At 54.2% G+C, this 24,405-nt stretch carries 18 protein-coding genes and 1 riboswitch; of the genes, 9 read left to right on the top strand and 9 right to left on the bottom strand.

The genetic code is table 11. The features are described 5' to 3' along the window. Window positions 1-117: 117 nt before the first annotated feature. The 4 genes from gcvH to ACUZ9Q_RS09355 form a co-directional block, all read right to left on the bottom strand. A complete protein-coding gene (gene gcvH / locus ACUZ9Q_RS09370) occupies window positions 118-498 on the bottom strand; it encodes a glycine cleavage system protein GcvH (protein WP_449247748.1) in 381 nt (126 codons plus the stop codon). A gap of 25 nt (window positions 499-523) precedes the next feature. Beyond that, window positions 524-1,897: a dihydrolipoyl dehydrogenase family protein gene (locus ACUZ9Q_RS09365; RefSeq protein WP_449247747.1), complete on the bottom strand. Its 1,374-nt coding sequence runs from the start codon at window positions 1,895-1,897 to the stop codon at window positions 524-526. A 9-nt stretch (window positions 1,898-1,906) separates the two neighbouring features. Further along, window positions 1,907-2,728 carry a glutaredoxin family protein gene (locus ACUZ9Q_RS09360; RefSeq protein WP_449247746.1) on the bottom strand — a complete coding sequence of 274 codons (822 nt, stop codon included), beginning with the start codon at window positions 2,726-2,728 and terminating at the stop codon, window positions 1,907-1,909. Between the two features lie 62 nt (window positions 2,729-2,790). Next, window positions 2,791-4,125: an MFS transporter gene (locus ACUZ9Q_RS09355; RefSeq protein WP_449247745.1), complete on the bottom strand. Its 1,335-nt coding sequence runs from the start codon at window positions 4,123-4,125 to the stop codon at window positions 2,791-2,793. Window positions 4,126-4,455: 330 nt separating this feature from the next. Between ACUZ9Q_RS09355 and ACUZ9Q_RS09350 the strand changes: the two genes are divergently transcribed. Then, entirely contained in the window at window positions 4,456-5,988 is a 1,533-nt protein-coding gene (locus ACUZ9Q_RS09350) for an outer membrane homotrimeric porin (RefSeq protein WP_297145028.1), read from the top strand. A 329-nt stretch (window positions 5,989-6,317) separates the two neighbouring features. Here the strand turns inward: ACUZ9Q_RS09350 and ACUZ9Q_RS09345 are convergent, their stop codons facing one another. Next, entirely contained in the window at window positions 6,318-7,766 is a 1,449-nt protein-coding gene (locus ACUZ9Q_RS09345; protein ID WP_449247744.1) for an aryl-sulfate sulfotransferase, read from the bottom strand. Between the two features lie 298 nt (window positions 7,767-8,064). On the opposite strand from ACUZ9Q_RS09345, the gene ACUZ9Q_RS09340 reads away from it, so the two are divergent. After that, window positions 8,065-8,733, top strand: coding sequence for a Crp/Fnr family transcriptional regulator (locus tag ACUZ9Q_RS09340; RefSeq protein ID WP_192113019.1), 669 nt, complete (start codon window positions 8,065-8,067; stop codon window positions 8,731-8,733). A 753-nt stretch (window positions 8,734-9,486) separates the two neighbouring features. Here ACUZ9Q_RS09340 and eno read toward each other — a convergent pair. The 3 genes from eno to ACUZ9Q_RS09325 all read right to left on the bottom strand — a co-directional run bounded on the left by eno (window position 9,487) and on the right by ACUZ9Q_RS09325 (window position 12,789). Next, window positions 9,487-10,785 carry a phosphopyruvate hydratase gene (gene eno / locus ACUZ9Q_RS09335; protein WP_215647437.1) on the bottom strand — a complete coding sequence of 433 codons (1,299 nt, stop codon included), beginning with the start codon at window positions 10,783-10,785 and terminating at the stop codon, window positions 9,487-9,489. 82 nt (window positions 10,786-10,867) lie between these two features. Continuing rightward, window positions 10,868-10,926, bottom strand: a riboswitch (Fluoride riboswitch). A 60-nt stretch (window positions 10,927-10,986) separates the two neighbouring features. Next, window positions 10,987-11,514, bottom strand: a complete 528-nt coding sequence (locus ACUZ9Q_RS09330) for a Chromate resistance protein ChrB (RefSeq protein WP_192113021.1) — start codon at window positions 11,512-11,514, stop codon at window positions 10,987-10,989. Window positions 11,515-11,565: 51 nt separating this feature from the next. After that, entirely contained in the window at window positions 11,566-12,789 is a 1,224-nt protein-coding gene (locus ACUZ9Q_RS09325; RefSeq protein ID WP_225529991.1) for an MFS transporter, read from the bottom strand. A gap of 807 nt (window positions 12,790-13,596) precedes the next feature. Between ACUZ9Q_RS09325 and ACUZ9Q_RS09320 the strand changes: the two genes are divergently transcribed. Together ACUZ9Q_RS09320 and ACUZ9Q_RS09315 are read left to right on the top strand one after the other, a co-directional pair. Continuing rightward, window positions 13,597-16,485 (top strand): ATP-binding protein, encoded by a 2,889-nt coding sequence (locus tag ACUZ9Q_RS09320; protein WP_449247743.1) that lies wholly within the window; start codon window positions 13,597-13,599, stop codon window positions 16,483-16,485. Window positions 16,486-16,560: 75 nt separating this feature from the next. Further along, window positions 16,561-17,040 (top strand): cupin domain-containing protein, encoded by a 480-nt coding sequence (locus tag ACUZ9Q_RS09315; protein ID WP_192113023.1) that lies wholly within the window; start codon window positions 16,561-16,563, stop codon window positions 17,038-17,040. Between the two features lie 86 nt (window positions 17,041-17,126). Here the strand turns inward: ACUZ9Q_RS09315 and ACUZ9Q_RS09310 are convergent, their stop codons facing one another. Further along, the gene (locus ACUZ9Q_RS09310; protein ID WP_227119271.1) at window positions 17,127-17,555 is read right to left on the bottom strand and encodes a DUF302 domain-containing protein; all 429 of its coding nucleotides are present in this window, start codon (window positions 17,553-17,555) and stop codon (window positions 17,127-17,129) included. A gap of 872 nt (window positions 17,556-18,427) precedes the next feature. Between ACUZ9Q_RS09310 and ACUZ9Q_RS09305 the strand changes: the two genes are divergently transcribed. Genes ACUZ9Q_RS09305 through ACUZ9Q_RS09285 form a run of 5 tightly spaced genes read left to right on the top strand, consistent with a single transcriptional unit; the run spans window position 18,428 to window position 24,388 of the window. Further along, complete coding sequence (locus tag ACUZ9Q_RS09305) at window positions 18,428-20,503, top strand: TonB-dependent receptor (RefSeq protein ID WP_449247742.1); 2,076 nt, start codon at window positions 18,428-18,430, stop codon at window positions 20,501-20,503. A 56-nt stretch (window positions 20,504-20,559) separates the two neighbouring features. After that, complete coding sequence (locus tag ACUZ9Q_RS09300) at window positions 20,560-21,594, top strand: ABC transporter substrate-binding protein (protein WP_449247741.1); 1,035 nt, start codon at window positions 20,560-20,562, stop codon at window positions 21,592-21,594. Next, window positions 21,581-22,594 carry a FecCD family ABC transporter permease gene (locus ACUZ9Q_RS09295; RefSeq protein ID WP_215647430.1) on the top strand — a complete coding sequence of 338 codons (1,014 nt, stop codon included), beginning with the start codon at window positions 21,581-21,583 and terminating at the stop codon, window positions 22,592-22,594. Before ACUZ9Q_RS09300 ends, ACUZ9Q_RS09295 begins: the two co-directional genes overlap by 14 nt. Further along, window positions 22,587-23,345 (top strand): ABC transporter ATP-binding protein, encoded by a 759-nt coding sequence (locus ACUZ9Q_RS09290; RefSeq protein ID WP_192113028.1) that lies wholly within the window; start codon window positions 22,587-22,589, stop codon window positions 23,343-23,345. The genes ACUZ9Q_RS09295 and ACUZ9Q_RS09290 overlap by 8 nt, the downstream gene beginning before the upstream one ends. After that, window positions 23,342-24,388, top strand: a complete 1,047-nt coding sequence (locus ACUZ9Q_RS09285; RefSeq protein ID WP_449247740.1) for an energy transducer TonB — start codon at window positions 23,342-23,344, stop codon at window positions 24,386-24,388. Before ACUZ9Q_RS09290 ends, ACUZ9Q_RS09285 begins: the two co-directional genes overlap by 4 nt. The last annotated feature ends 17 nt before the right edge of the window (window positions 24,389-24,405 follow it).

Raw genomic sequence — 24,405 nt, 5'->3', positions numbered from 1 at the left:
GTTTCGGCAGCGTGGTGAGTGCACATGAAGAAGAACGTTGCTACCGCGTGATAAAAGAATAGCCCCGAAGGGCAATTCTTCGGAGCTATTGCTGGGGGAGCTTAACAATGGGGGAGGTCAGCTTGCCACAGCCTGAGCGTATTCCTCGGCTGTAATGCATCCGCCTTCATCGGGGGCCGTGGGTTGCACCTGTATCAGCCATCCCTGATTGTAGGGATCGTCGTTGAGCAGTTCCGGGGCGTCTGCGAGGGCTTCGTTAATGGCCGTAACCTGACCGGAGACGGGCATGATGGCCTCGCTGGTCACCTTGACGGATTCAATGGAAGCGCAGGATTCCCCCTGCCGGAAGCTTGCGCCCACAGCGGGCAGGTCAACAAAAATCACCCCGCCCAGTTGATCCTGGGCAAAGTCGGTAATGCCGATGATGCAGGTGCCGTCAGGCTGGCTTTGCGCCCATAGATGTTCTGCATGATATTTTCTGTCGTGAGGAAAGTTCACGGTATTCTCCTTGGTGGTCGCCGGGTCAGTTGGATTCCACGCGCACCTTGGGCGCTAGAATGGACATGGACACAATTTCATCCAGCGTGGGATGGGCAAACATGATTTTGTGCAGGTTTTGCGCCGTATAGCCTTCCTTGATCAGCAGCAGGGCCACCATCACGAGGTGCGAAACTCCTGCGCCAACAGCGGCAATGCCTGCAATTTTGCCATCGCTCCATACTGTTTTGACAAAGCCGGCTGTGCCGCCGCTTGCCTGCGCAATGGGATTCAGGGACAGGGCCGCCTGGGAGACTTCCACGTTCTTGCCTTCGCGCAGGAGGGCCTCCGCCGTCTGGCCGACGCGCATGACTTCCATTGCCCCGTAAACGCATGAGGGCACCGGGCCGGACTGATATTCTCCGGCGCTTTCGCCAAGGATGCGTTCCGCCACATACACAGCCTGATGTTCCGCAGAGTGGGCCAGCAGCACAAGGCCGTTGACGTCGCCCACGGCGTAGACGTTAGGGGCGGCTTCAAGAAAGGCGTTTGTCTCAACATAGCCGCGCTTGTTGAGATTGCAGCCCCATTGCTGGGCGTTCAACCCGGCGGTGTTGGGCGTGCGGCCTACAGCCACCAGAGCCTTGGCTGCGCTGATGACCGTGCCGTCTTCCAGGGTGAGCTGCGCCTGCCCGTCAACTGTGCGCAAGTCTTTGGCCCGTGCGCCTTCGTGGCAGGTTATGCCGTTTTTTTGCAGTGCCCGGCGTAATTCTGCGGCGATATCGGTATCTTCCAGAGGTGCGATGTGGGGCGCAGCCTCCACTATGGTCACCTTGCTGCCCATGGCCGAGAAAAAATCACCCAGTTCAAGGCCGATGGCCCCGGCACCAATAATGACAAGACTTTCAGGAATAGATTCAATGCGCAGCAGGTCGGTGCTGTCCAGCACGCAATCGTGATCGGGCGTCAGACCGGGAAATGCCGCTGATGATGACCCGCAGGCCAGAATGATGTGCTGGGCTGTCAGATCCGTAGTGCCGTCTTCGGCATGGACGCGCACTGTGCCCGGCGCGATGCCTTCGCCGCGCCCGGTAAAGATCGTCACGCCCATGCTGGCAAGGCTTTTGCCAAGCGTTTTGCTCGTTCCTGAGGTGAAGCGGCTCACGCGCGTTTGGAGCGCTGCAAAGTCAACGGCAATTTCGCCCTTGGCTACACGGGTTCGTTGCTGGGCATGCAAGAGGGCCAGCGGGGCCACAGCGCCGAGCAGCATCTTGGTGGGGATGCAGCCGCAGTTCAGGCAGGTGCCGCCAAGGTGTGTTTTTTCCACCAGGGCAACGCTCCTGCCTGCCTGGGCAAGAATACGCGCTGCCGTGGTTCCGCCGGGGCCGCCGCCCAGAATGACAGTATCAAAAGATTGCATGACGCCCCCCTATTTAACGATGTCTGCCTTGAACAGGTGCTGGCGCGAGGCGGAGCGGTACATGAGCAGGTTCTGCTCCGGCAGGGGCTCAAGCCCGCGCATGTCCCATACCATATCTGCCGTGACGGCGGTGATGCTGTAGGGCATGGTGGGCTGACCGCATGCCTCGGCCACCAGTTTTGCCGCCGCTGCGGCATCTTCCCTCTTGGGCCAGTCCCAGCCATCGCCAGCGGGAAGCGGCATGGCCAGAAAGCGCACCGAGCCATCGGGCGTGGCCTGCACAAGGGCTATGGTTTTTGCCAGTTCTTCCTTGCTGGGCGCGCCGCCAAAAATTTTTGTGCTTGCCTCAGGGCCGCCCACAAGATTGCAGACTACGTGCACATCCTTGATCTTCAGCAGCTTTTCCAGCAGCTCCGGCTTGCGGCCATCGGTCTGCAACCAGACCTGCAAGCCGCCAGCAGCCAGGCGATCAACAAGAACCGCAAAATTATCTTCCTGCCCGGCAGGGCATTGCGAAGGGTAAAGGCCCGCAATTTTGCCGTGGAGCATGTTGCTGCGGGTTACGCAGGCCTCCAGCGTGTGGCCCGAGAGCAGGTAGGCGATGATTTCGCCGGAACCCTGCTTGATGACCTCGCCATCGGAGAACAGGGGGAATTCCACCCCTTCAGGATTGCGGTAAATGGCCTTGCGGTTTGTGCGATAGAACGTGTTGAATTCCTGCGCGTCAGCCTTGAAATCTATGGTGTCGTATGCAAGCCCGCGTTCGGCAAGAAAGGCTTTGACAATCTTGCAGCGGATGCAGTCCGGCGCTGTATAAAGGGTTATGCCCATGTGAGCCTCCTGTTACGAAAAACCGTGAATGCAGATGCGTAAATTCCTGTTTTAGCCGGAGGTTAGGCAATGTCTTCGAGCGACTTGCCACCCGTGCGCGCACCCCATACGCCAACGACAATGGCGGGGATGATGCACAGCATGCTGAAAATATAAAACACTCCGTCAAAGCTGTATGCTGCATAGACAACAGGAATGAGAGGTTGTGAGAAAGCAACGGCCAGACGGCCAATTGAGGAGTGGAAACCCGTGGCGGTGTTGCGAAGGTGGGTGGGGTAGGATTCCGCCGTGTAGGAAAATACGGTGAAACCCATGCCCATCACAAAGGCCGTAAGCACTGCGCCGGTAAGTACCACTACCCAGTATTGGCTTAAATTGCCGAAGATGGGGGCCAGCACGGCCATCACAATCAGCATGATGACAATGGGTATTTTGCGTCCGCCCTTGTCGGTAAAGGCGCTGGAGGCAAACAGCCCGAGCGGTACGCCAATGGAAATGAGCGTGGTGGCCATAAGTGTATCTTCAAGCGGGAAACCGTGGGCCTTGAGCAGAGTGGCAGTCCAGTTGGTGACCACAAAGGTGGCGGGGTTGGTGCAAACCACCAGCATAAAAATAACCAGAGTGCGCTTGAGATACTTGGAACTGCACATGCCGAGCAGCACTTCCTTGAGCGGGGGCTTGCTGGTCAGACATTTGCTGGCCGCATCGGCAAGGTCAACATCCCTGCCGGTAAGGTCTTTCATGACGGCTTCCGCTTCTGCAATGCGGCCACGGGCCACGAGCCAGCGGGGGGATTCATCAAGGTAGCGCCAGGCGATGATGAGAGCGATGTAGCCAACGCCGCCCATATAGAAGATGTAGCGCCAGGCTTCTTCGTGCAGGGGAATGATCAGGCGGCAGAGCATGCCCACGACCGGCACGGCGCAAAAACCAACGCCAGCGATCATGTTTTGCCATTTGCCGCGGCTTTCAGCAGGAGCCATCTCTGCAATATAGGCTTGCGAACACACCATGAGGCAGGACACGCCAAAGCCCGTCAGGGCGCGTGATGCCACAAATACGTGGAAGCTGTCTGTGAGGCCGTTGATGATGGAGGCAGTGGAAAACAGAGTGATGGCAATGAGGAAGGTTTTGCGCCGTCCGATGATGTCCGAGATAAATCCGCCGACAAATCCGCCGAGGGTCATGGAGGCAAAATACCAGAAGGTCACGGTTCCGATGTCCTTCATGGTCAGCCCCCAGTTGTGCATCAGCGCCGGGGCAATAAAGCCGAAGTTCCAGTTATCCATCTGTTCGCAGAAGTATGCGACCATGATGATAAAGAACACAGCCTTGTGGCGTCCTGTAACAGCAAGGCCGTCAAAGTAGTTATTGCTGATGCGCGGCGAATCCTGCATTGCGCCTCTCCTTTTCATTGTCTGCCATTTTGCATTTTTTGTGAAAAAAATCATCCACTGCCGTATTGGTTCAAAAACCTAGGCTAGCAGTGGTGCTGGTGACGTTGTTACGGCAACCTTTTCTGAATATTTTTTTCACATTTATAAAAATATTCTTTTTAAATAGCATGTTAAGTAATTTTTGAGAGGTGATGCCTGTTGATTGTGAAAAAATAAACTTTTTTCAAAAAACGTTGTTGCGGCAACGGTGCAGGCCCCCGGAAAGCGCCATTACAGAGCATTACTGGAAGAGGTTTCTGTATGGTTGCACCAACTTGCACAGGAGGAATGATGAAAGCTGTTCGCAACAACGTACTGGGAGTGTTGCTTGCCGGGGGCTTGCTGCTTGCGCCGGAAGCGGCCGAGGCGGTTGATTTCAAGGTCAAGGGGGCATTTGATGTAAGCTTTGAAGCATCCAATGTCATGCCGCGCGGGATTAAGGGGAGCGACACCTTCGGCGCCATCGAGCGCCTGCGCACCCAGATAGACGCAATTGCCAGCGAAAACGTGTCCGGCAGCCTGATGTTCACCGTAGGCACCGGCACCATGAATTGGGGCAAATCCGGCGATGGTGCATCTCTTGGAGCGGACAGTTCAAAGAATCTTGGCGTCCGGCATGCGTACATTGACTGGCTCGTGCCCAGGACTGATATAAAGGTGCGCATGGGTATGCAGCCGCAGCTTCTGCCCGGTTATGTGACTGGCTGGAGTGCGGTATATGGTCAGTATTCCACCGGTGTAACCGTCAGTTCTCCTCTGGTGAGCAGCGGGGATTACAAGATGGGGCTGACGGGCTTCTGGGCGCGGCCTTATAACGACAATTCTGAAATTACGCAAAACGGGCAGACGCAGAAAAACTACCTTGATAACCTTGATCTGCTGGCGCTGACCTTGCCGATCACCGGCAACGGCCTGAAAATAACCCCTTGGGGCATGTACGGCCTCATTGGCGAGAACAGCCTGCGCGGCATCAACAACAATACCGACCAGCGCGAACCTGCCATTTACGCCCCGCGCGGCGGGCTTATGCCTGTGCTTGGCAGCGGCGGCAATTACTTCAGCACGTTTGAAAAAAAATACCGCAACGCAAACAATACCTGGGGTAATGGCTTCTGGGGCGGCCTGACCTCTGACGTCACGGCTTTCGAGCCTTTTGATATCGCGGCGGAGTTCACGTATGGCCGCGTGGATATGGGTGAGTTGAAAGATTACACCCAGTTCAGCTCCACGGGACAGACCAAGACCTTTGATCTCGTGCGTCAGGGTTGGTACGCGGCCTTGCGTGTGGATTACAAATGTGACTGGGGCGTCCCGGGCATCACCGCCTGGTACGGCAGCGGCGACGACAGCAACCCCTATAACGGTTCGGAACGCTTGCCTGTGTTCAACTCTCCCTGGCCGGTCACGCCCCTGGGTTTTGGCGGCGGTTTCTTTGATCTCAATACATGGAAGGTCCTCGGGCACAACCCCGGCGGTCTGGCTGGCGTTGTGGGCACCATCAAGGATGTCAGCTTTATTGACGACCTTACCCACACCTTCAAGCTTGCGTATTTTCATGGCACCAACAGTGCGGAAATGCCCCGCAAGGCCAATATGACGAGTTATCCCAGCAGGGCCGATGGCCCCATGGCCTACCTCACCACCACCGACCATGCCTGGGAAGGCAGCGTGTCCAATACCTACAAGATTTACGACAACCTGCTGATGAATGTTGAAGCTGCCTATGTGAACCTGCATCTTGACGGCAGCACGTGGCGTGGAGTGGAAGATTCGCAGTATCGGGATAACTGGCGGGTTTCGCTGACCTTCCGTTATCAGTTCTGATTTTTTGCAGCCCTTGGGCTGATGTGGCGGGGGAGCTTGCTCTCCCGCCTTTTTTATGGCGAAAATTCGTGAGGGTAAGATTTGTTGTGGGGGGCTTCCTTAAAATTTTTGCCTTGTCCTGCGTTGTTGCGGGCTGCCTCCTGATCTGAAATTAGGGAGGGAAGCTGGCTTTCCGGTGATGTTGACCCCGCGTGGGAGGTGTCCTCATTCTGCAAGAGGCACTTGTCTGCATCATGAGGAACAGGCTTTGAGCGGGGGGGCATCCATAAACGGACAGAGGCCCCGCCCGAAGACGGAGCCCCTGCAAGGAAGGTATGGCGGACAGTTTTTTATTCCGTGGCGGCAACGCAGTGCCCTGCGCCGCTGTAGTACCCGATGGTGCCTTCAACCTTGACTTCAGACATAGGCCCAAACTGGGCCGCGCCGGGTACGCGGAAGGTTTTGACTTCCAGAGGTTCAATGGCTTTTTCTTCCGGCACGTCAGCCTGCGGCACCCAGGAATAGGGCAGGCGATAGGCGCGGTACACCCAGTTCATGGGCAGGCTGATGTGCCCCTTGTAAGGGCAGATGTATTCCCACACGATTTCGTGTTCTGCCGTCACTTCAAAAACGCGGCCATCAGAACCTTCGCAAATAAGCGTGTTGCCGTTGGGCAGGCGCTGGGCAGAGCTGATGAAGGGGCTGTAAAAACGGCTGGCGTCCAGAGGCACGAGGAAGCCTGCTTCGTGCGGCGTGTACTGCCACACAATCTTGCGGGCCACGGGGTCTATTTCGAGCACGCGGGAGTAGTCGCGCTGGGCAGCCTTGACGCCCTTGGGCGCGCCGGGATTGGGGTTGCCGTATCCGCCCCAGCCGCCGTTGTCGTATACCAGAATATTGCCCTCGCCGGGCAGGCCACGGGGGATCATGTGCGCGTGGTGCTGACCAATGATCCAGCCAATGGCCTTGTCTTCAGGGCTGCGGTCATAGTCCGGGCCAAGCTGCCAGACAATCTTGCCAGTTTTTTTGTCCAGAATGAGAATAATATTGGTTTCCCGGCCATCAATGATGATGTTGTCGGGGTGGAAGCGGGCATCGCCAGCTTCAAACCATTTGTTTGGACCAAGGGTGGACATGGAGTTGACGTGCATCCAGTCGCCCACACCGGGGGCGTCTTCCATAAGGGTGCCACCACGGTAGTTGGGGTCGCGGCACATGGCGTTGAGTGCAGCCTCGGTGAAGCCCATTTCTTCCGCATGGTCAGAGCAGTTCCATTCCCACACAATGTCGCCGTCCCAGGTGACTTCGTAAATCACGTCGTCAACCAGCGTTTTGTCGCTGATGTAGGGCTGCACAGTGTTTTTGTGGCAAAGCACAAGAGTGTTGCCGGAATCAATCTTGGGTTCCTGGCCGGGGGCGTAATAGCCAGTGGAGCTGCCTTCACGCTGAAAATCGTGGTGCTGGCGCGCCATCCACTGAGCCTTCTGGCCGGGATCTTCGACAAATTCGGCGCGGTCGAACTTCCATACGATTTTCCCGTCCCAGTCTATCTGCACAAGATCAAGCTGATCCTGAAGCCCGTGCTTGGGGTGGCGGGTGCCGGTGCTGCCCATGAGCATGCCGCCGGGGAACATCTTGTTGGGAAAGCCGTGAACGTCCTTCCACATGCGGATTTCATGACCGTTCATTCCAAGCAGCAAAGCGCCGTTGTCCGGCGCCTGGATGATGGTGAATCCACTCCAGGCTTTTTCCGGGTTATAGACAGTTACGCCTGTGGGATAGATAGTCGGGTGTCCCATGACAACCTCCTCGGATGGGCTGAATGTGCTTACATTGAACCGTTGAAGGCTTTCCGGCAAGCAGTGCAACAACACGCAATGCCGAAGTGAAAGTCTCACGATGGTTGGTCAATGACCTGAGGCCGTTGACCGTGTACGCTGGAATGCTGCCACAAGATAAATGGCCAAAACGTTGTCCTTGCAACATAATTCACAAAAAGGGTACGGTAGGTTCCAAAACATGATGTGGAACTCTGGAATGGTATAAGCCGGAATTCCGCTTAACGCCTTGAGTTCACCGCTTTCCCAGGGGGCTGACGTGTCATTTACTGAATTGCTCAGACAAAATGAGTGTTGGCGAAGCGTGGCACTGACAAAGCCGCGTCTGTTTCGTAAGGGGCATAAATTTTATGACAATCAGCCAGAAATGTACTTTCTGGTAAGCGGCAGGGTTCGCCTCATGGCTTTGGCCCCTGATGGAAGTGAAAAATCGCTCTGGTACCTTGGCGATGGTTCATGTTTTAATGAAACACCAATGTTTATGGACGGGGATAAAAATATACCCTCCGGGCAGGGTGAGGTGCGGTTTTTTCATGACTGTTCAGAAGATTGCTATATCTGCACATTTACCAGGGAAGACGTGCATCGTCTGGGTATGCAACACCCTGAACTCCTTTTTAATCTTTGTAAAAGCTATAGCGTAAAAGTTACATTGTTATCAAAAAATGCTGTTTCATTATGTATGGAATCGCATCTTACACGCATTTGTAAATTTTTGGCTTCGCGGATTGTGCCCGGCTCAGAACCGCTACGCGCCAAACGCGATATTTCTTACCGTGATATGGCTGACCTGCTCGGCATGCACCGCATCACCCTGTATAAGGTTATGCGGCAGGCGCAGGAGCGTGGTTTGTTTTCTTTTGACAAGAACAGCGATGAAATCTTTATTCTCAAACCGGACGAATTTTACAAAGAAGCACATCTGTAGATGTGTTGTGATTTTCAATAGCGGCATCAAACTCAAAAACATAATCCAGAGGAGTTGTGTTGTGTAATAAAATCGAATTATTGTTTATATATTGAATTTATAATTTATTTTTTATTCTAATGTAACTATGGGAATAGTAATGATTTGATGTGCCTATAACATTTTTATATAGCAGAAAATCTCAGCGTTCTCATTGTAAACTGTGCTCTGTTTCTTGCTTTTAAGCGTATCAATAGAATCATACCTGCTCATCATATATTTTTAATCTCTTTTGAGGCGATGCTCTTTTATGTGGGGGGGGCAATATGAATCCAGCCGCCTTGGGCAACAGCCCCAGTTTTATTTTATGCATGGCAGCTTAAGTGCTTGCCCTTTCCCAGAGGGCCTTAGGGGCCTAAAAATACGCCGCCTCAACTTTCCGGCGCGGAATACAAGATAAATTGAGGTATATGCTGCCTCGCCCAAGGACACGCCAGACTGATTTTAATTTTTCCAATGACCCAATGGTCCCGTCCAGAGGCAGGGATGCCCCTGGACGGGATTTGATATCTTCCCTGAGTTCGCTGATGACATTCTGATAAGGGCTTGCTGCATCACAAAGAAGATGAATATAACGCATGCCTGTGCAAAAGCGGCAAGATCAAAAACCATCAATGGCTTTAGCCCTGTTGGCTGATGTGTCTTGCCCTAAAAGCCCTGGAAATTTGAGCAGAAAAGACCGCGCACATTTTACGGCATGCCCTTGGCTGAATGTTATTTGGGTGAGCCGCTGGCGATAAACGCTTTAGACCCTGCATAGACAGCTGTTTCACCAAGGCTCCGTTCAATCCGCATCAGCTGGTTGTATTTTTCAACCCGCTCGCCACGGCAGGGCGCACCGGTTTTTAAGTGACCAGTGCCAAGGCCAACTGTCATATCAGCAATAAAGGTGTCTGTTGTTTCGCCGCTTCTATGGGAAACAAAGGCTCCCCATGCATTGCGCTGGCACAGGCGCACGGCATCAATGGTTTCGCTGACCGTGCCGATCTGGTTCAGCTTGATCAGCGCCGCATTAGCCAGTTTTTCATCAATACCGCGCCTGATATACTGAATATTGGTTACAAACAGGTCATCGCCCACAATCTCGACCTTGCCGCCCAGTCTGGCTTGCAGCAGCGTCCAGCCCGACCAGTCATCTTCGGCCAGCCCGTCCTCAAGCAGCACAACTGGAAACTCGTCAATAAGTGTCGCGTAATACTCGGTCATTTCTGCGGAGGTCAGTTCCCGCCCTTCTGTGCGCAGGTGGTAGCGGCCGTCCTTGTAGAATTCGCTCGAAGCGGGGTCCATGCAGATGGCAACATCTTTGCCGGGGGTGTAGCCAGCCCTCTGAATGGCTTGAACAATAAGTTCCAGCGGTTGACGATTGGAAGAAACAGCGGGTGCAAACCCGCCCTCGTCGCCAACACCGGCGGAAAGGTCGCGTTCAAGCAACACCGCCCGCAGAGCGTGGTACACTTCGCTGCCCCAGCGTATTGCCTCGCTAATGCTGGGGGCGCCCTGCGGCGCGATCATGAATTCCTGAAAATCTGCTCCTTGCCAGCGGGCATGCACGCCCCCGTTGATAATATTCATGCATGGGACAGGGAGCAGCGTGGCTGCTGCGCCCCCAATATAGGCGTAAAGCGGCAGGTTGGAGGCATTGGCAGCCAGGCGGCATACAGCCATGGACACACCCAAGGTGGCGTTTGCACCAAGCTTTGATTTGTTTGGCGTGCCGTCCAGGCTGATAAGTGTGTTGTCGATCAGCCTTTGATTTCTACAATCCAGCCCGGTGACGGCGTGTCTAATCTCTTTGTTGACGTGGTTTATTGCCCGCAAAACACCTTTGCCGCCAAAACGCGCAGTGTCTTTGTCCCTCAGTTCCACAGCTTCTCTGGTGCCAGTGCTTGCCCCAGAGGGAACAGAAGCCAGAGATCTCACTCCACAGTTGGTTGTAACTTCCACCTCAAGAGTGGGATTGCCCCGTGAATCAAGAATTTCTGACGCTTGCACCGTTTTAATGCCATAGTCCATGACGGGCCTCACAATGGTAACAGGACAAAAAAAGGATAACCACCTGTAGCGTGGTTATCCAAAAATTTGCCAACGCGTTCAGTGCCTGGCAGGAGTCATCAGCGAATGCGGTTCAAGGGGAACTCCATCCCCTAATTTTTACTTTGTTCCAACCAACCCAAAAGTCAAGCATGGATGCAATCGGGCTGGCATCGGTTTGTTTTAGGCTTTATCAGCCCGCTCATAAGCAACTGCCGAAAACTGTTCAAACACTTCTTCGCATTTGGCAATTGCGGTGATGGCCTGCTCTTTTTCAGGTATTTCCACAATCTGGCGCTTTTGAATTTTTTTGAACCAGTTTTTCAGCTTTTCCAGTTCTTCTTCGTTTTCTTCGACCTCTGCAAAGATAAAATTCTCGGCAGCGGTCTCCTTTTCTATTTCTTTCAGATAGTCAGCGCACTTATCTAAAAGCTCCGTGTATTCAAGGCGCGAGGCCTCTCCCAGGTTGTCCAGAACACGGCCCTCGTCGGCATCGTTCAAAAGCTTTCCTTCAAATACCAGGGATTCCCCCTCAAGAGAAAGCACCAGTGCTGCCAGTTCCTCCAGCAAAGGGATTCGCTCTTTGTTGAAAGGAATAACCCATAGTCCACGGTAGCTTATGGCCCCGGTTTTTTTCAATTGCCGCCAAACCTGTACACGGCCTTTGGCCGCCTTGGTCGGCAGGGTGTACGAGAAGAAGAGGAAACGCATAGTGCTGTGTCACAGTATGTTAAATGTCGTTTCGTTGGCAAGTTGTAAGCGCTATGCCGCCTCAGGCTTCGCTGTGGCCTTGTCGCTGTGAATGCGGGCATACAGGGGCAGCGCCAGCAATTGCGCCGTTACCGAGCAAATAACCAGGCCGTGAGGGTTGAAATCGTAAAGCCAGCCCATAAACCAGCTGCCCATAAACCAGCTGACCCCAAAACAGGATTCAAAAAAACCAAAGCTGGCCGAACGGTTTTCCTTGGAGGTTAAGCCCACTACAGCCGCCTTGAGAATTGATTCCTGCGCGCCCATGCCTATGCCCCAGAGCGTAACCCCGATGGCAATGCCCCAGAAGGAGCTTATGGAAAAAATGAATACGGCAGAAAAGGCCGAGATAATTCCCGACACAAGCAGCGCTTTGAATTGAATTTTATCATAGAGCGCTCCAAACACCAAGGCTGCAAAGGCGTCCACGATCATCGCCCACGCGTACAGCAAAGGTAATGAGCTTACAGAAAAAATATTCTGCTTTGCGGCATGCATTGTGACGATGGGAAAATCAATGAACCCAAACGCAAACAATGAAATTGCCACAAGGTAGAGGATAAAGGAGCTTTTTTTGTTCACTGCCCCATTGGCTGTTGTTTTTTCAAAAAGTTCAGGGGTAGGGAAGCATTGCTTTGCCCAAAAAAGCCAGCACATGGTGGCTACCGCCGGAATCCCCAGAACTGCAAAACACAGCGCGTAAGACTCAAGCGTGTCTTCACCGCCTTTGAACCACAACACACAAAAAAGCAGCACAGGCCCTAAAAATGCGCCCATCTGGTCAAGGAATTCTTGCAGGGCAAAGGCCTTGCCCACACCAACCTGAGTGGCGGCAAAAGACAGAAGCGTATTTTTTGCCGGTTGCCGTATGGCCTTGCCTGCTCTCTCGGACACAATCAGGATACAAGCCAGCATCCAGCCATTTTCTGGAACCAGCGCCAGAAAGGGAATGGCGACAACATTGACGCCATACCCCAGCAGGGTCATGCCCCAGTAGCATTTTGTCTTGTTGGCTATGATGCCCGTAAACAGCCGGAGCGAATAGCCCACAAGCTCGCCAAAGCCGGAAACAAAGCCGATTGCAGTGGCAGAAGCCCCAAGAAGGGGGAGGTAGGAGCCGTAAATGCTTCGGGCTCCCTCATGGGTCATATCGGCAAACAGGCTGACTATGCCCATCAAGACAACAAAGGTTACGGCAGGTGTGGCTGTTTTTTTGCCCAAGAATTTAAGCACCATAACTTCCTCGTGCGTTCAGAGAATCTGTGGGCTTAATGGGTGCCCAAAACTGCGCTCAGCACTTTGTACAGGGCATACGGAACGATACTGGCCAGAGGGGAAGTAAAGAATCATGAAAAGACGATTTCAGTCAGTGCCTTTTTGTTCAGCGTCTTAAGTCCGCTCGCCCCAGCAGACAGGCAAGCCGGGGTGACTTTATAACGCCAACCCCATAGGCCATGCCAAGCATGGCTTCGGTGTAGTGTGACCCGATGGTCCAGCCAAAAAACAGGCAGGATAGAACCGCGCAGGTCGCGTGGGCGTCTCCAGAAGAAACCTCTGAAAATAAAGTTGAAATTTCCATACGAACATCAGTAATATCTTTCCATGAATAAATTGTTATCTAAATAACAAAAATATTCAATATATTTTAATTAATTTTTGTAACTTTTGTCATAGATGATAAGCATGGCAGATGCCGGGTGCCAGACTGATAATTCTCAGAGCATACCATGCTGATTTTATTCCGTAACCGAATGGCGGATTAAGAAAGAATAACAGCCTATTTTTATTGGGGAATCATCAATGGATGCTATTGAGGCATGCACAGTTATTGAAAAATTAAACATATTAACACGCTATAATATCAGAATAAAAAGTTTAGTCATAAGAATCACACAACCTGCGGTGGCTGGACTTCAGCATTGGATGCACTTAATGTAAAATACAAGATTTAATCAGAAGCCACGAGGTGCGCAGCGCGCACGGCAGGCACCCTTACGCAGATTCCTCGTTTTATAAATGGGCTTGCGATGCAGGGGTGAATAGATGCAATCACTGCTGACAATTGTGAAAATGCCGAAGAGCAGTTTTTATCGTCCATCTATCCTGCGCATTGCTGCAATGTGGCTGGCTACAATATTTTGCGCCATGTTGCTGGATTCTGATGCCAGTTTTTTCACTCTCGCGGCAAGCGCTGCTACGGACAATGCGCAGGGCATGCAGCCGAAAATGCAAACGGGCAAGCCGCAAACATCTGAGCACAAGTCCGTACTCATTCTTTCAGGATCGCAATATGGCCTGCCTGTTACAGACAACATGGCCGCCGGAACAGTTGAAGTCCTCAGGAAAAAAGGCCTGAGTTTCAGCGATATCTACGTTGAAATGCTCGACCTTGTACGCAACGACAGCACCTATTGGCGCTCCAGGCTTGCATCCGTATTGCAGGAAAAGATCGCCCGGGCAGACATTGGGCTGGTGGTAGTGCAAAACCAGGCTGCTCTGGAATTTTTTGCATATGAGTGCGCTGGCATGGTGCCGCTTGATGTGCCGGTTCTGGCAACCCAGATATCCAATCCTGCGGTATTGTGGCGCGGTCGTCCGCACTCTGTTTTGTATGTGGGCAGCCGATGGGATATTGCCGGGACGCTCCGCTACGGGCTCGATCTTTTCCCGCAAACGCGCAATCTGGTTGTAGTTGCCGGAGCATACAAAAAACAGTCGTTGTTCCATACTCAGGTGGTTTCGGCCCTGGCCGCATTGCCGGAAAATATTAAGATGGAGGATACTGCGGCATTGTCCTACGGGGAAATGCTTGAGCGGGTTTCCTCATTGCCCCCCAATACCCTTGTCTTGCTTGGAACCTATTATAAGGACAGCACCGGGCACAGTTTTGTTCCCGCAGAAGTGGCCGCCGATGTTGCCAGGCTGGCAAACGCGCCAGTACTGGCCCTCTATGATGCGCATGTCCTCCAGGGCGCAACGGGGGGATCTGTTGTAATGACCACAGAGGTTGGGCGGCAAGTAGGCAAGGTCGGTTTTGAGTTTCTGACCGGAATCCGCAAAATTGATGCCGACAATACAGATGCCGCAGTGCTGCCGCAGCCCATGTTTGACTGGGTTCAGTTGTTGCGTTGGGGGGCCGACACCACCAAGTTACCCCCAGATTCTGTAATATTGAACCGCCCGCGAACCATTTGGAGCGAATACCGCAATTCGGTGACCGCCGCAGCGGCAGCCATTGCCATTTTGTCTGCATTGTCCATTGCTCTGGCAATACAGAATCAAAAACGCAAAAGGGCAGAGCAGGCCACTGCCGCACTTAACGACCAACTGGAGGCGCAGGTTGCCAGCCGGTCTGCGGAGCTTGCCGCGCGCACGGCTGTGTTGCAGACCATATACGACTGCGCCAGCTCCGGCATAGCGCTGATCGCCGACCGTACAATCATTCGCGGTAACCGCAGAATGCACGAAATGTTTGGCTGGCCTGAGGGCGAGATGATCGGCAAGTCCGTAAGGGTATGGTATGTAGACAACGAGGCCTACCTTGATGCGGGCAAAATCCCTTATGAGCGGATATGGAACGGTGAAACTTATTGCAGGGAAGAAGAACTGGTGCGCCGTGACGGAACCCGTTTTTGGGCTCGCATGACGGGCACGGCGGTTGATCCGGCTGACCACTCCAAGGGGATAGTGTCTGTTATTGACGACATTACAAATGAACGTCTGGCAATGGCCCAGATGACCCTGTCCCGCGAGCAGGCCGAAGCTGCCAATGCCGCCAAGAGTATCTTTCTGGCGAGCATGAGCCACGAAATCCGCACACCCTTGAACGCCATAATCGGGCTTGCCCACCTTTTGAGGAAAAGAACGCAGGATAAGGATACAACGGAAAAGCTGGAGCGCGTTCAGGCATCAGGCAGGCATCTTCTCCGCCTTATCAATGATATCCTTGATTTTTCAAAGATCGAAGCCGGCAAGCTGGTTATTGTTGCCGAACCGATGGATATAAGGGCTATCTCCAACAACGTGGTGTCAATCATGGCAGAAAGCGCGTCTGCCAAGGGCATACAACTGCATGTGGAGTCTGATTCCATGCCCTGCGCGCTCAATGGCGATGCCTTGCGCGTCACGCAGGCCCTGCTCAATCTGGTGAGCAATGCCATCAAGTTTACGCACTCGGGCAGTGTTACCATCCGTACCTTGAAGGACGCGGAAATGGAATCGCACGTGAGGCTCCGCTTTGAGGTGACAGATACCGGCATAGGCTTTGCCGAGGTGCAACTGCCAAACCTGTTTGCTCCCTTTGAGCAGGCTGATTCTTCCATGTCCAAACGGTTTGGCGGCACAGGCCTGGGCCTGGCCATTACCAGAAAACTGGCAGAACTTATGGGCGGGCAGGCCGGGGCCCACAGCACATTGGGACAGGGCAGCACTTTCTGGTTTACGGCAGTTTTTGACAAGGTAGAAGACGCCAGCCTTGTTAAGGCCAGGGAACAGGTCAAGAATGCCTGTCAGGAAATTTCTGTAAATTTTGCAGGCAGCCGTGTTTTGCTTGTGGAAGATAATGAAATAAACATGATTGTTGCAACAGAAACACTGGCAGAGGCCCTGCTTGAAGTAGAGGTCGCGCGTGACGGGCTGGAAGCCCTTGCCATGGTGCGCCAGACCGACCCAGACCACTATGCTCTGGTGCTGATGGATATGCAGATGCCCAATATGGATGGCCTGGAGGCAACCCGCGAGCTGAGAAAGATGCCGTCCGCTCAGCACCTGCCAATCATTGCCATGACGGCCAATGCATTTAATGAAGATCGCGACCGCTGCTTTGCAGCGGGAATGGACGACTTTATTGCCAAGCCAGTGGAACCGGATCAGATGTTTGCAACCATTTTGCGCTGGCTGCGGCGGGGCAAAACGCAGGCTGATCTGGCATAGTGGCGCGCGCGGGCGTTCTAATTCGCGGAGATGTTCCCCCAATTTTTACGAAGCGGTGCCGTGCAGGAGATGTCTATGTTCAAAAAAAGTTACGCCCTTGCAATAACCGCAGGCATTGTCATTTTTGCTGCCGGTTTTTGGGCGGGCGGCAGAGGCGCGGTGCTGTTTGAGCTGGGTCAGGCTGTTGCCGCAGTGGCCCCATCCACGAGCGTGACCAAAACGGTGCTGTTTGAAGCCGATCGCTCATGGGATGGAACGCCCTATGGCGCATACCCAGCCGGGGATGCGGACATCAAGATTGTAAAAATTGTGATTCCTCCCAATTCGCGTCTTGGCAGCCACACCCATCCCATGCCGAACATTGCCTATGTGCATGCGGGCGCGCTGACAGTAAAAAGCGAGGCGGACGGTCTGGAGCGGCAGTTGAAGCAGGGGGACTTTCTGGCGGAAATGGTCAATAAGCCGCACTATGGATATACGGGCGATGAGGGAGTGGAGCTCTTTCTTGTCTACTGCGGGGTTACTGGGCAGGAATTGTCTGTCAGCACAAAATAGCGCCTTTCTTTAGCGCAAATACTTGTGAGGCGAGCCGGGATATTTCCGGCCCGCCTTTTTTATGGCTTGCCCGCCAAAACAATTTTCTACTGTCCGCCAGCCCCAGCCTGATGTTGAGCCGCCTCACGGGCAAGCCGTTCCATCAATTTCTGCATTTTTTGCGCAACGTCGGCGTTTTTAACAATCCCGTGGCGGCTCGCAATCCATGCGGGATCATTCCAGAGCAGGCAAACCCCTTGCGGCGTTTCCACCGCCAAGATGCGCAGGGGCAGATCAAGGGCCGCGTCCGGGGCTTCAAGCATGAGGGCTGTGCCCACTGCCGGATTGCCAAAGGTGATCACGCGCGCGCCAGTCATATCAAGGCCTGCCTCAACGGCATTCTGTTTGTGATCCACTATGGAAAAAACAGGGATTTTCGCACTCTCGATGGCGTTCAGCAAGCGTTTCCAGACAGTTTCCAGGTCATCTTGAGGGGCTGCCAGTACACGCTGCAAACCATTATCAGGGGTGTTCATAACTACTCCTGCTTGCGGGTGACAGGTTTATTTTTCTGCGCACAGGGGCGCCAGCATTGGTCTTCCGGTCAAGGTATCCAGGGGCTGGCGGGTGATGTGCCGCAGGGTAAGGCGAACCAGCGCCGCATGCAGCAGGGTATGGGAATAAGAAAAGGCGGGCTGGCAAAGCAGGCATGCTCAGGATGCCACGTAGGAATTCCAGAGCCGGATGGCGGCAGATTCGCTGACTGACCATTGTAAGGGGCAGTTTCCGCAGTCGCAATAGAGGCGAAAGATGTCGTGGGTTCTGCCTTCAGGTCTGGATGTTTGAAGCTTGGGGAATTTGCCGCATTTTATACAGGGCCGAATTACGGGAAGGTTGTCTTTATTCATTGGTAAAACATAGCCCTTGGCAGAGAGGCCGTCAAAGATTTGTTGTAATCAAATAAATGAAGCTATGTATATTAATTAGCCTATCGATTTGCAATATTATAATTATCTTTCTTCCTCTCTACCATATGCGCGCGTGCGATTGCGCTATCCCCCAGTGCAGAAACACCGCAGCATCAATCCCAATTTTGCGCGGTTGCCAGAACATTTTTTCATCTTTTCCTCATCCAGAATTTATTGAAACCTGCGTCCGTTGCGGAAGACTAAGGATCCGTGCGCTTTTCTGTTTTTTTAGCAGCAAGTTCAGTGAATTACCTCTTGCCATCTGAAATTTAAAGAGATCGCTTCCCAAAGCTTCACCAATAATCACGGTTCCCAATATATCGTGCCACCGTTGCTCCTCTTCAATCGGTTGTTTACACAATAAAATATTAATTATCAGAAGCGGTTTTAAATAATTGGCAGGAAGAGGGCAGGGAAGACGATTCAAATCTGGAGGCACAATGAAACAGTGGCACAGGCATGCGGCGGTAATGGCTTTATTGGGGATCATAGGCAGCCCGTGTGCTGCATCCGCCGGTAATGAAGGTAATGGCGAAGTTCAACTTTCTCCCCTGGAAATGGCAGCTTCCAAGGACACCATCGACCACATCACCCAGGTGGACATAGAGCGGAAAACCGCCAGAAACCTCTGGGAAGCCCTGCGCGGCGTGGAAGGCGTGAACCTGCAAACTTCCGCAGGCCGCAATGAGGGAACCATCAGCATTCGTGGCTCCAACCGCTATCAGGTAGGCCTGTACATTGACGACATCCCCGTTGCAACCGCTTATCGCAACGAATGGGATGCCAACAACATCCTGACCTATGGCCTTGAATCCATCGAAGTCTCCAAGGGCTACAGCTCGCCTTTATTGATCAGCAACAACAACCTTGCGGGTGCGGTGAACCTGCGTACGGCAAAACCCAAAAAAGAGTTTGAAGCCACCGCCAAGTACATGAATTTTTTTGACCGCAACGTGCAGAATCAGGGTCAAATGGCTGCGGCAAGCGTGGGAACCAAGCAGGATCTCTACTACCTCAAGGGAACGTTCATATTCAATAACCAGAACTTCTTCACCTATCCGGCCAGTTTTGACTCCGCGCCCTATCAGCCGGGCAGCCGCGCGCGCAACTCGGACAATCAGACCCTCTCTGGCAACATCATTGGCGGCTGGACGCCAAACGACGATGTGGATGTCATGGTGGGCTACACGCGGCAGCACTTTCAGAAGGGACAGCCCTTTGATGCCGCCCAGACCCGTACGGGCGACTCAACCACCTATCCTTACAAGCGCTTTTGGGAATGGCCGGAGTATGAAACCAGCCGCGTGTATGCCAATGGCAATTTCAATCTCAGCAGCAAGGCGCACCTGAAGGCTGTTGCCTATTACGACTGGCATCAGGACACTTCAAAAAGCTACACCGACGTGTCCATGACCAGGCGGGATTCTGCGGACAAGACGTATGACCAGTTTACCACCGGCGGCCAGTTGACGTTTGACTATACTTTCAACCCCGCCAACAAGATCGCCCTTTCCGCTGGTTATCGCCTTCTTTCGCACAAAGAATACAATGACTACAGCGTGTTTGACGACACTGGCCTGAAACCGAAGCTCAAGAAAAAGGCCGCTGATGTGGGTTCGCAGCTGGATGAGCACATTACGGAAACCTACACGGATCTGGGCGCGGAATACACCCTCAAACCAGTGGACAAGCTCACTCTGGTTTTCGGCAGCAGCCTCAGCACCATGGTTCCGCAAACCCTTGAGAGCCGCGACCATACCACGGGCGACATGTATTCCTACAAGGACGGGCTGAGCGACCCCAAGACCCTGTTCAACTATCAGGTTGGGGCCTTCTATGACCTGACGGAACACCATGAGGTGTTCGCCACCTTTGCCAAAAAATCGCGCTTTGCCACCATGCGCGAGCGCTACATGCGCACGAGCGGCATTCCTGCCAATCCCGATCTTAACCCCGAGCAGGCCTATCATTATGAACTGGGCTACAAGGGTATTTTTGGCGACTGGCTCAAGCTCAACAGCAGCGTGTACTACAGCGATGTGACAGACCTGATCACCTCGCAGGGTACTTCTGGCAACATGTCGTTCTCAAACCTGAACCGGGCCACCTTCTACGGTTACGAACTGGGCGCGGAAGCCGTGTTCAACCAGTATGTGAGCGTGGGAGCGGTGTTCAACTACATGCACTGGAACAACTGCACCAACGACGACAAGCTTACCCAGTTGCCCGAGCTTACAAGCACCCTGTACAGCGTCATCACGCCTGTGGAAGGCTTCTCAATCATTCCGCAGGTCAACATGAGCAGCGGCTTCTACTGGAACAGTGCTCCTTACGATACGTATTACCGCAAGGCCCCCGGCTTCACCACCGTGGACCTCAAGGCCGTTTACGATATCAACAAGAACTTTTCCGTGGAAGCTGGCGTGAAGAACATGTTTGATCAGGAATATGCTTACAGCGCCTATTATCCGGAGCCTGGCCGCAGCTTCTTTATGGGCGTTACCGCAACATTCTAATACGTTAATCCTAATAGGTGGGGCCGCCCGCAGGCGGCTCCACCTGGGGCAATATCATGCAGATTCGCCGTACATTTCTGTTTTGGGCAGTGCTTATGTTTGCAGCTTTTTTGCCTTGCACTGGCGCAGGCGCGGCAGAGGGCGCGCCGCCTGCCGTCAGCGGCGATGCCAGAAGCGTTTATTGCCCCACGCCGCCCTCGGCCTTCACGCTTTACGCCTTTGCGCCGGAGCTGCTTGCAGCATGGAACACCCCTCTGCGGGATTATGAAAAAAAATTTATTCCGCCACAGTATCACGACCTGCCCATCCTGGGCGGCTGGTATGGGCAGGGGTTTATTCCTGACAGGGAAATGCTGCTGGCAAGCGGCATCAAAAAGGCCTTTTACCTCTCCATGAGCATGCACGACCATTTGCCCATAGAGCAGACCCTGACCAGCCTCGGCATGAAGGTATCCACCGCCCAAGGCGGCAGCATGAAGGATATGGCGACCTGCTTTCTGACAATGGGGCGGCTGTATAATCGCGAACAGCGCGGGCAAAGCCTTGCCGCATATGCTGATGCAACGCTGAACCGGGTGGCTGCGGCCATGAAAGACCTGCCGTCAGAACGGCGCACGCGCGTGTATGTGGCGCTGGAGGCCAACGGGCTTGCCTCGGTCTGTAAGGATTCCGAGCGTTCAGAGGTGCTTGAAGCCGCAGGCGCGGACAGTGTGCACATGTGCCCGCCCGGCACGGAAAACGCCCAGCTCAAGGTCACGTTTGAACAGGTCATGGCCTATAATCCGGATGTGGTGCTGGTATTCCACCCGAATCTTATGCGCCGCATACGTACAGACCCCCAATGGTCGGCCTTGCCTGCGGTGCAGGCGGGCAGGGTGTATTTTATCCCGCGCGGCCCCTTCAGCTGGATAGAGCGCCCCGCAACCTATATGCGGCTTATGGGCGTGCAATGGCTGGCAAATCTGCTGCACCCAGATCTGTACGCAGTGGACATCAAGGCCGAAAGCCGCCGGTTCATGAAACTGTTTTTTAACCTGGATCTGAGCGATGCGCAGATAAACGAGCTTTTTGAACCTTATGGCACGTTCTGAAAAAATTTTGCTCTGGCTGGGGGTGATGCTGGTCGCCGCAGTGCTGCTCTCGCTGCACATGGGCCGCTACCCTTTGGACATGGGCGCGCTCTGCCGCGCGCTTGCCGATGCATGGTCTGGAAACACGCTCAACCCCGATCAAAAGCAGGTGCTGTTTCTGTTTTTTAATCTGCGGCTGCCGCGCATTGTCACTGCTCTGCTGGTGGGTGCAAGCCTTGCGGTATCTGGCAGCGTGTACCAGGCCATGTTTCAGAATCCGCTTGTGTCGCCCGGTATTCTGGGTGTGCAGCACGGGGCGGCTTTTGGCGGGGCCGTGGGCATTCTGGCCTTTTCATCCATGGCGGCCACACAGGTGCTAGCCTTTATTGGCGGCGCGCTGGGCGTGGGCCTTGCCCTGTTTTTTTCCATGCTCTACCCAAAGGCGCGATTTCTTGCCCTGCTCATTGGCGGCATGGTGAGCAGCTCCTTTTTTGTGGCCCTGACCTCGCTTGTGCAGTACGTGGCAGACCCCAACAGGCAGTTGCCCGAAATTGTTTTCTGGCTCATGGGCACGCTTTCGCGCACTGAGCCGCGCCACCTTGCATGGGGGGCCCCGCTCATGCTCTGCGCGCTGGCCTTCATCTGCCTTAACGGCAAAGTCGTGAACGCGCTTTCCATGGGCGATGATGAAGCTATGGCTCTGGGCGTGAACAGCATGCGCATGAAGATGCAACTGATTGCGGCGGCAACGCTGGCCTGCTCGCTGACAGTTGTCATGGCGGGCGTCATCAACTGGGTTGGCCTTGTCATTCCGCACGTGATGCGCTTTATCTGCGGGCCGGACAATCGCCTTGGCCTGCTGAATTCAGCCCTGGGCGGCGCGCTTTTTATTCTGCTGACGGATTCGTTCATCCGCACGATCTGGACAGTGGAATTGCCGCTGGGCATCGCCACCTCGATCATCCTGCTGCCGCTGTTTGCCTTTAGCCTGTGGTACGACTGGAAGAGACGCTATGATTGAAGTGCGTGACCTCACCCTTGGCTATTTTGATGCCCCGCCTGTGCTGCAGCAGGTCTCTCTGCGCGTGGGCCGGGGAGAAGTGGTGAACGTGCTTGGCCCCAACGGTTGCGGCAAAACAACGCTGCTCCGGGCCATTCTGGGATTTTTGCCCGTGCCGCGCCGCAGTGTTTTTCTGGAAGGTCGCCCGCAGGAAGAAACTTCGCGGCGGGATCTTGCGCGCACGCTGGCCTATGTGCCCCAGATGCATACGGGCGTTTTTGCCTATCAGGTTCTTGATGTGGTGCTTATGGGGCGCACAGCCCGTAGCCCCTGGCTCAGATTTTCTGCCGAGGATGTGGACAGGGCCATGACCGCTCTGGAGCAGGTGCGCATGGCAAGCTACGCGCGCAAATCCTATCTGGAGCTATCCGGCGGGCAACGGCAGCTTGTACTTATTGCGCGGGCCTTGTGTCAGGAGTGTTCTGCTTTGGTCATGGATGAGCCAGTTACCGGGCTGGATTACGGCAACCAGTTTCATTTGCTGGAGCTGATTGGCGAACTTTCCGGCTCCGGGCCGGCGATCATGCTGACCACGCACCATCCCGAACAGGCGGTGTATCTGGGCGGACGGGCCGTACTGCTCAAGGCGGGGCATGTGGTTGCGGATGGCCCGGTTTCCACTACTGTTACCGCGCCTCAGATCAAGGAACTGTACAACCTGCCCCCCAGGGCCCAGCGCTGGATGCACCTTACAGAACCGGATGCGCCATGAGTATGGAATCCGCAGCCGACAGGCAGATTTTTGCCGCTCCCTGTCTTGAGGAGCCGCCCGCAAAGCCGCATACCAGAGGCCCGTGGTTTTTTGCGGCCTCATTTGCGGCGCATCTTGCCGTGCTGGGGATGATATGGTTTTTGGGCAGCCTGTTGCCGCCCACGGGCAATGGCGATTTTGACGGGGTGGTGATTACCCTGACTTACGGCAAGCCCGGTTCAGGCACCGCCGGAGAGCCATCTGGAGCTGGCGGCGGCAGCGCCCAGACGGAACAGAATGCAGAGCCGCAGGCGGATGCGGCGGCACCTGCCGCAGAGGCGGCAGCCGCTCAAAAAGAGACAAGCCCCGCACACCAAGAGCAGGAAAAACCCGCGGAATCCACAGTGGCGGATTCCCAATCTCCCCTTGCCATACCCCGGCTTGCCGATAAAACAGTGGCAAAAAAAACAGCCGATGCTTCACCCAGGGAAAAACCGCATCCCGCCAGGGTTGAAAAAATTACAAAAGCTACGGCCCGCAAGGAACAGAATGTTCAGCAACGGGAGCAGGCAGACAACAATACGACAGCCAAAGTTGCCGACCTGAAACCGTCTGTCACTACTGCTGGCGCAAGTTCAGGCGCAGAGCCTGGCGCTGGCAGCGGCGCAAACCAGAGCAAACTGCAAGGGCAGGGCATGTCTTTGGCAGAGGGATCAGGGCCGGGGCGCGGCAGCGGCAGCAGCAGTCAGGGCAACGGGGCCGCAAGTGAAGGGCAGGGTGATGCCGGGGGCTACCTTAAGGGCAATTACGAATATATCAAAAAACGCATCCGCAAATATCTGGAATACAGCCCGCAAGCAAAGCGCATGGGCATTCAGGGGCTTGTGTATGTGGCTTTTACCATCACCAGGGATGGATCCGCGCAAAATGTGGAGTTGCGCACCAGCAGCGGTTTTGATTCGCTGGACGAATCAGCGCTGGAAGCCGTGCACCGGGCATCGCCCTTTGCGCCGCCGCCGCAGGCCGCCCGCGTGGTTGTTCCCATTCAGTTCAGCCTCAAATAGCAGAAAGCCCAGCCTGT

The organism is Desulfovibrio desulfopostgatei (assembly GCF_053570645.1).
The sequence above is the reverse complement of the archived record's forward strand: the minus strand, read 5'-3'. Positions and strand labels throughout refer to the sequence as shown.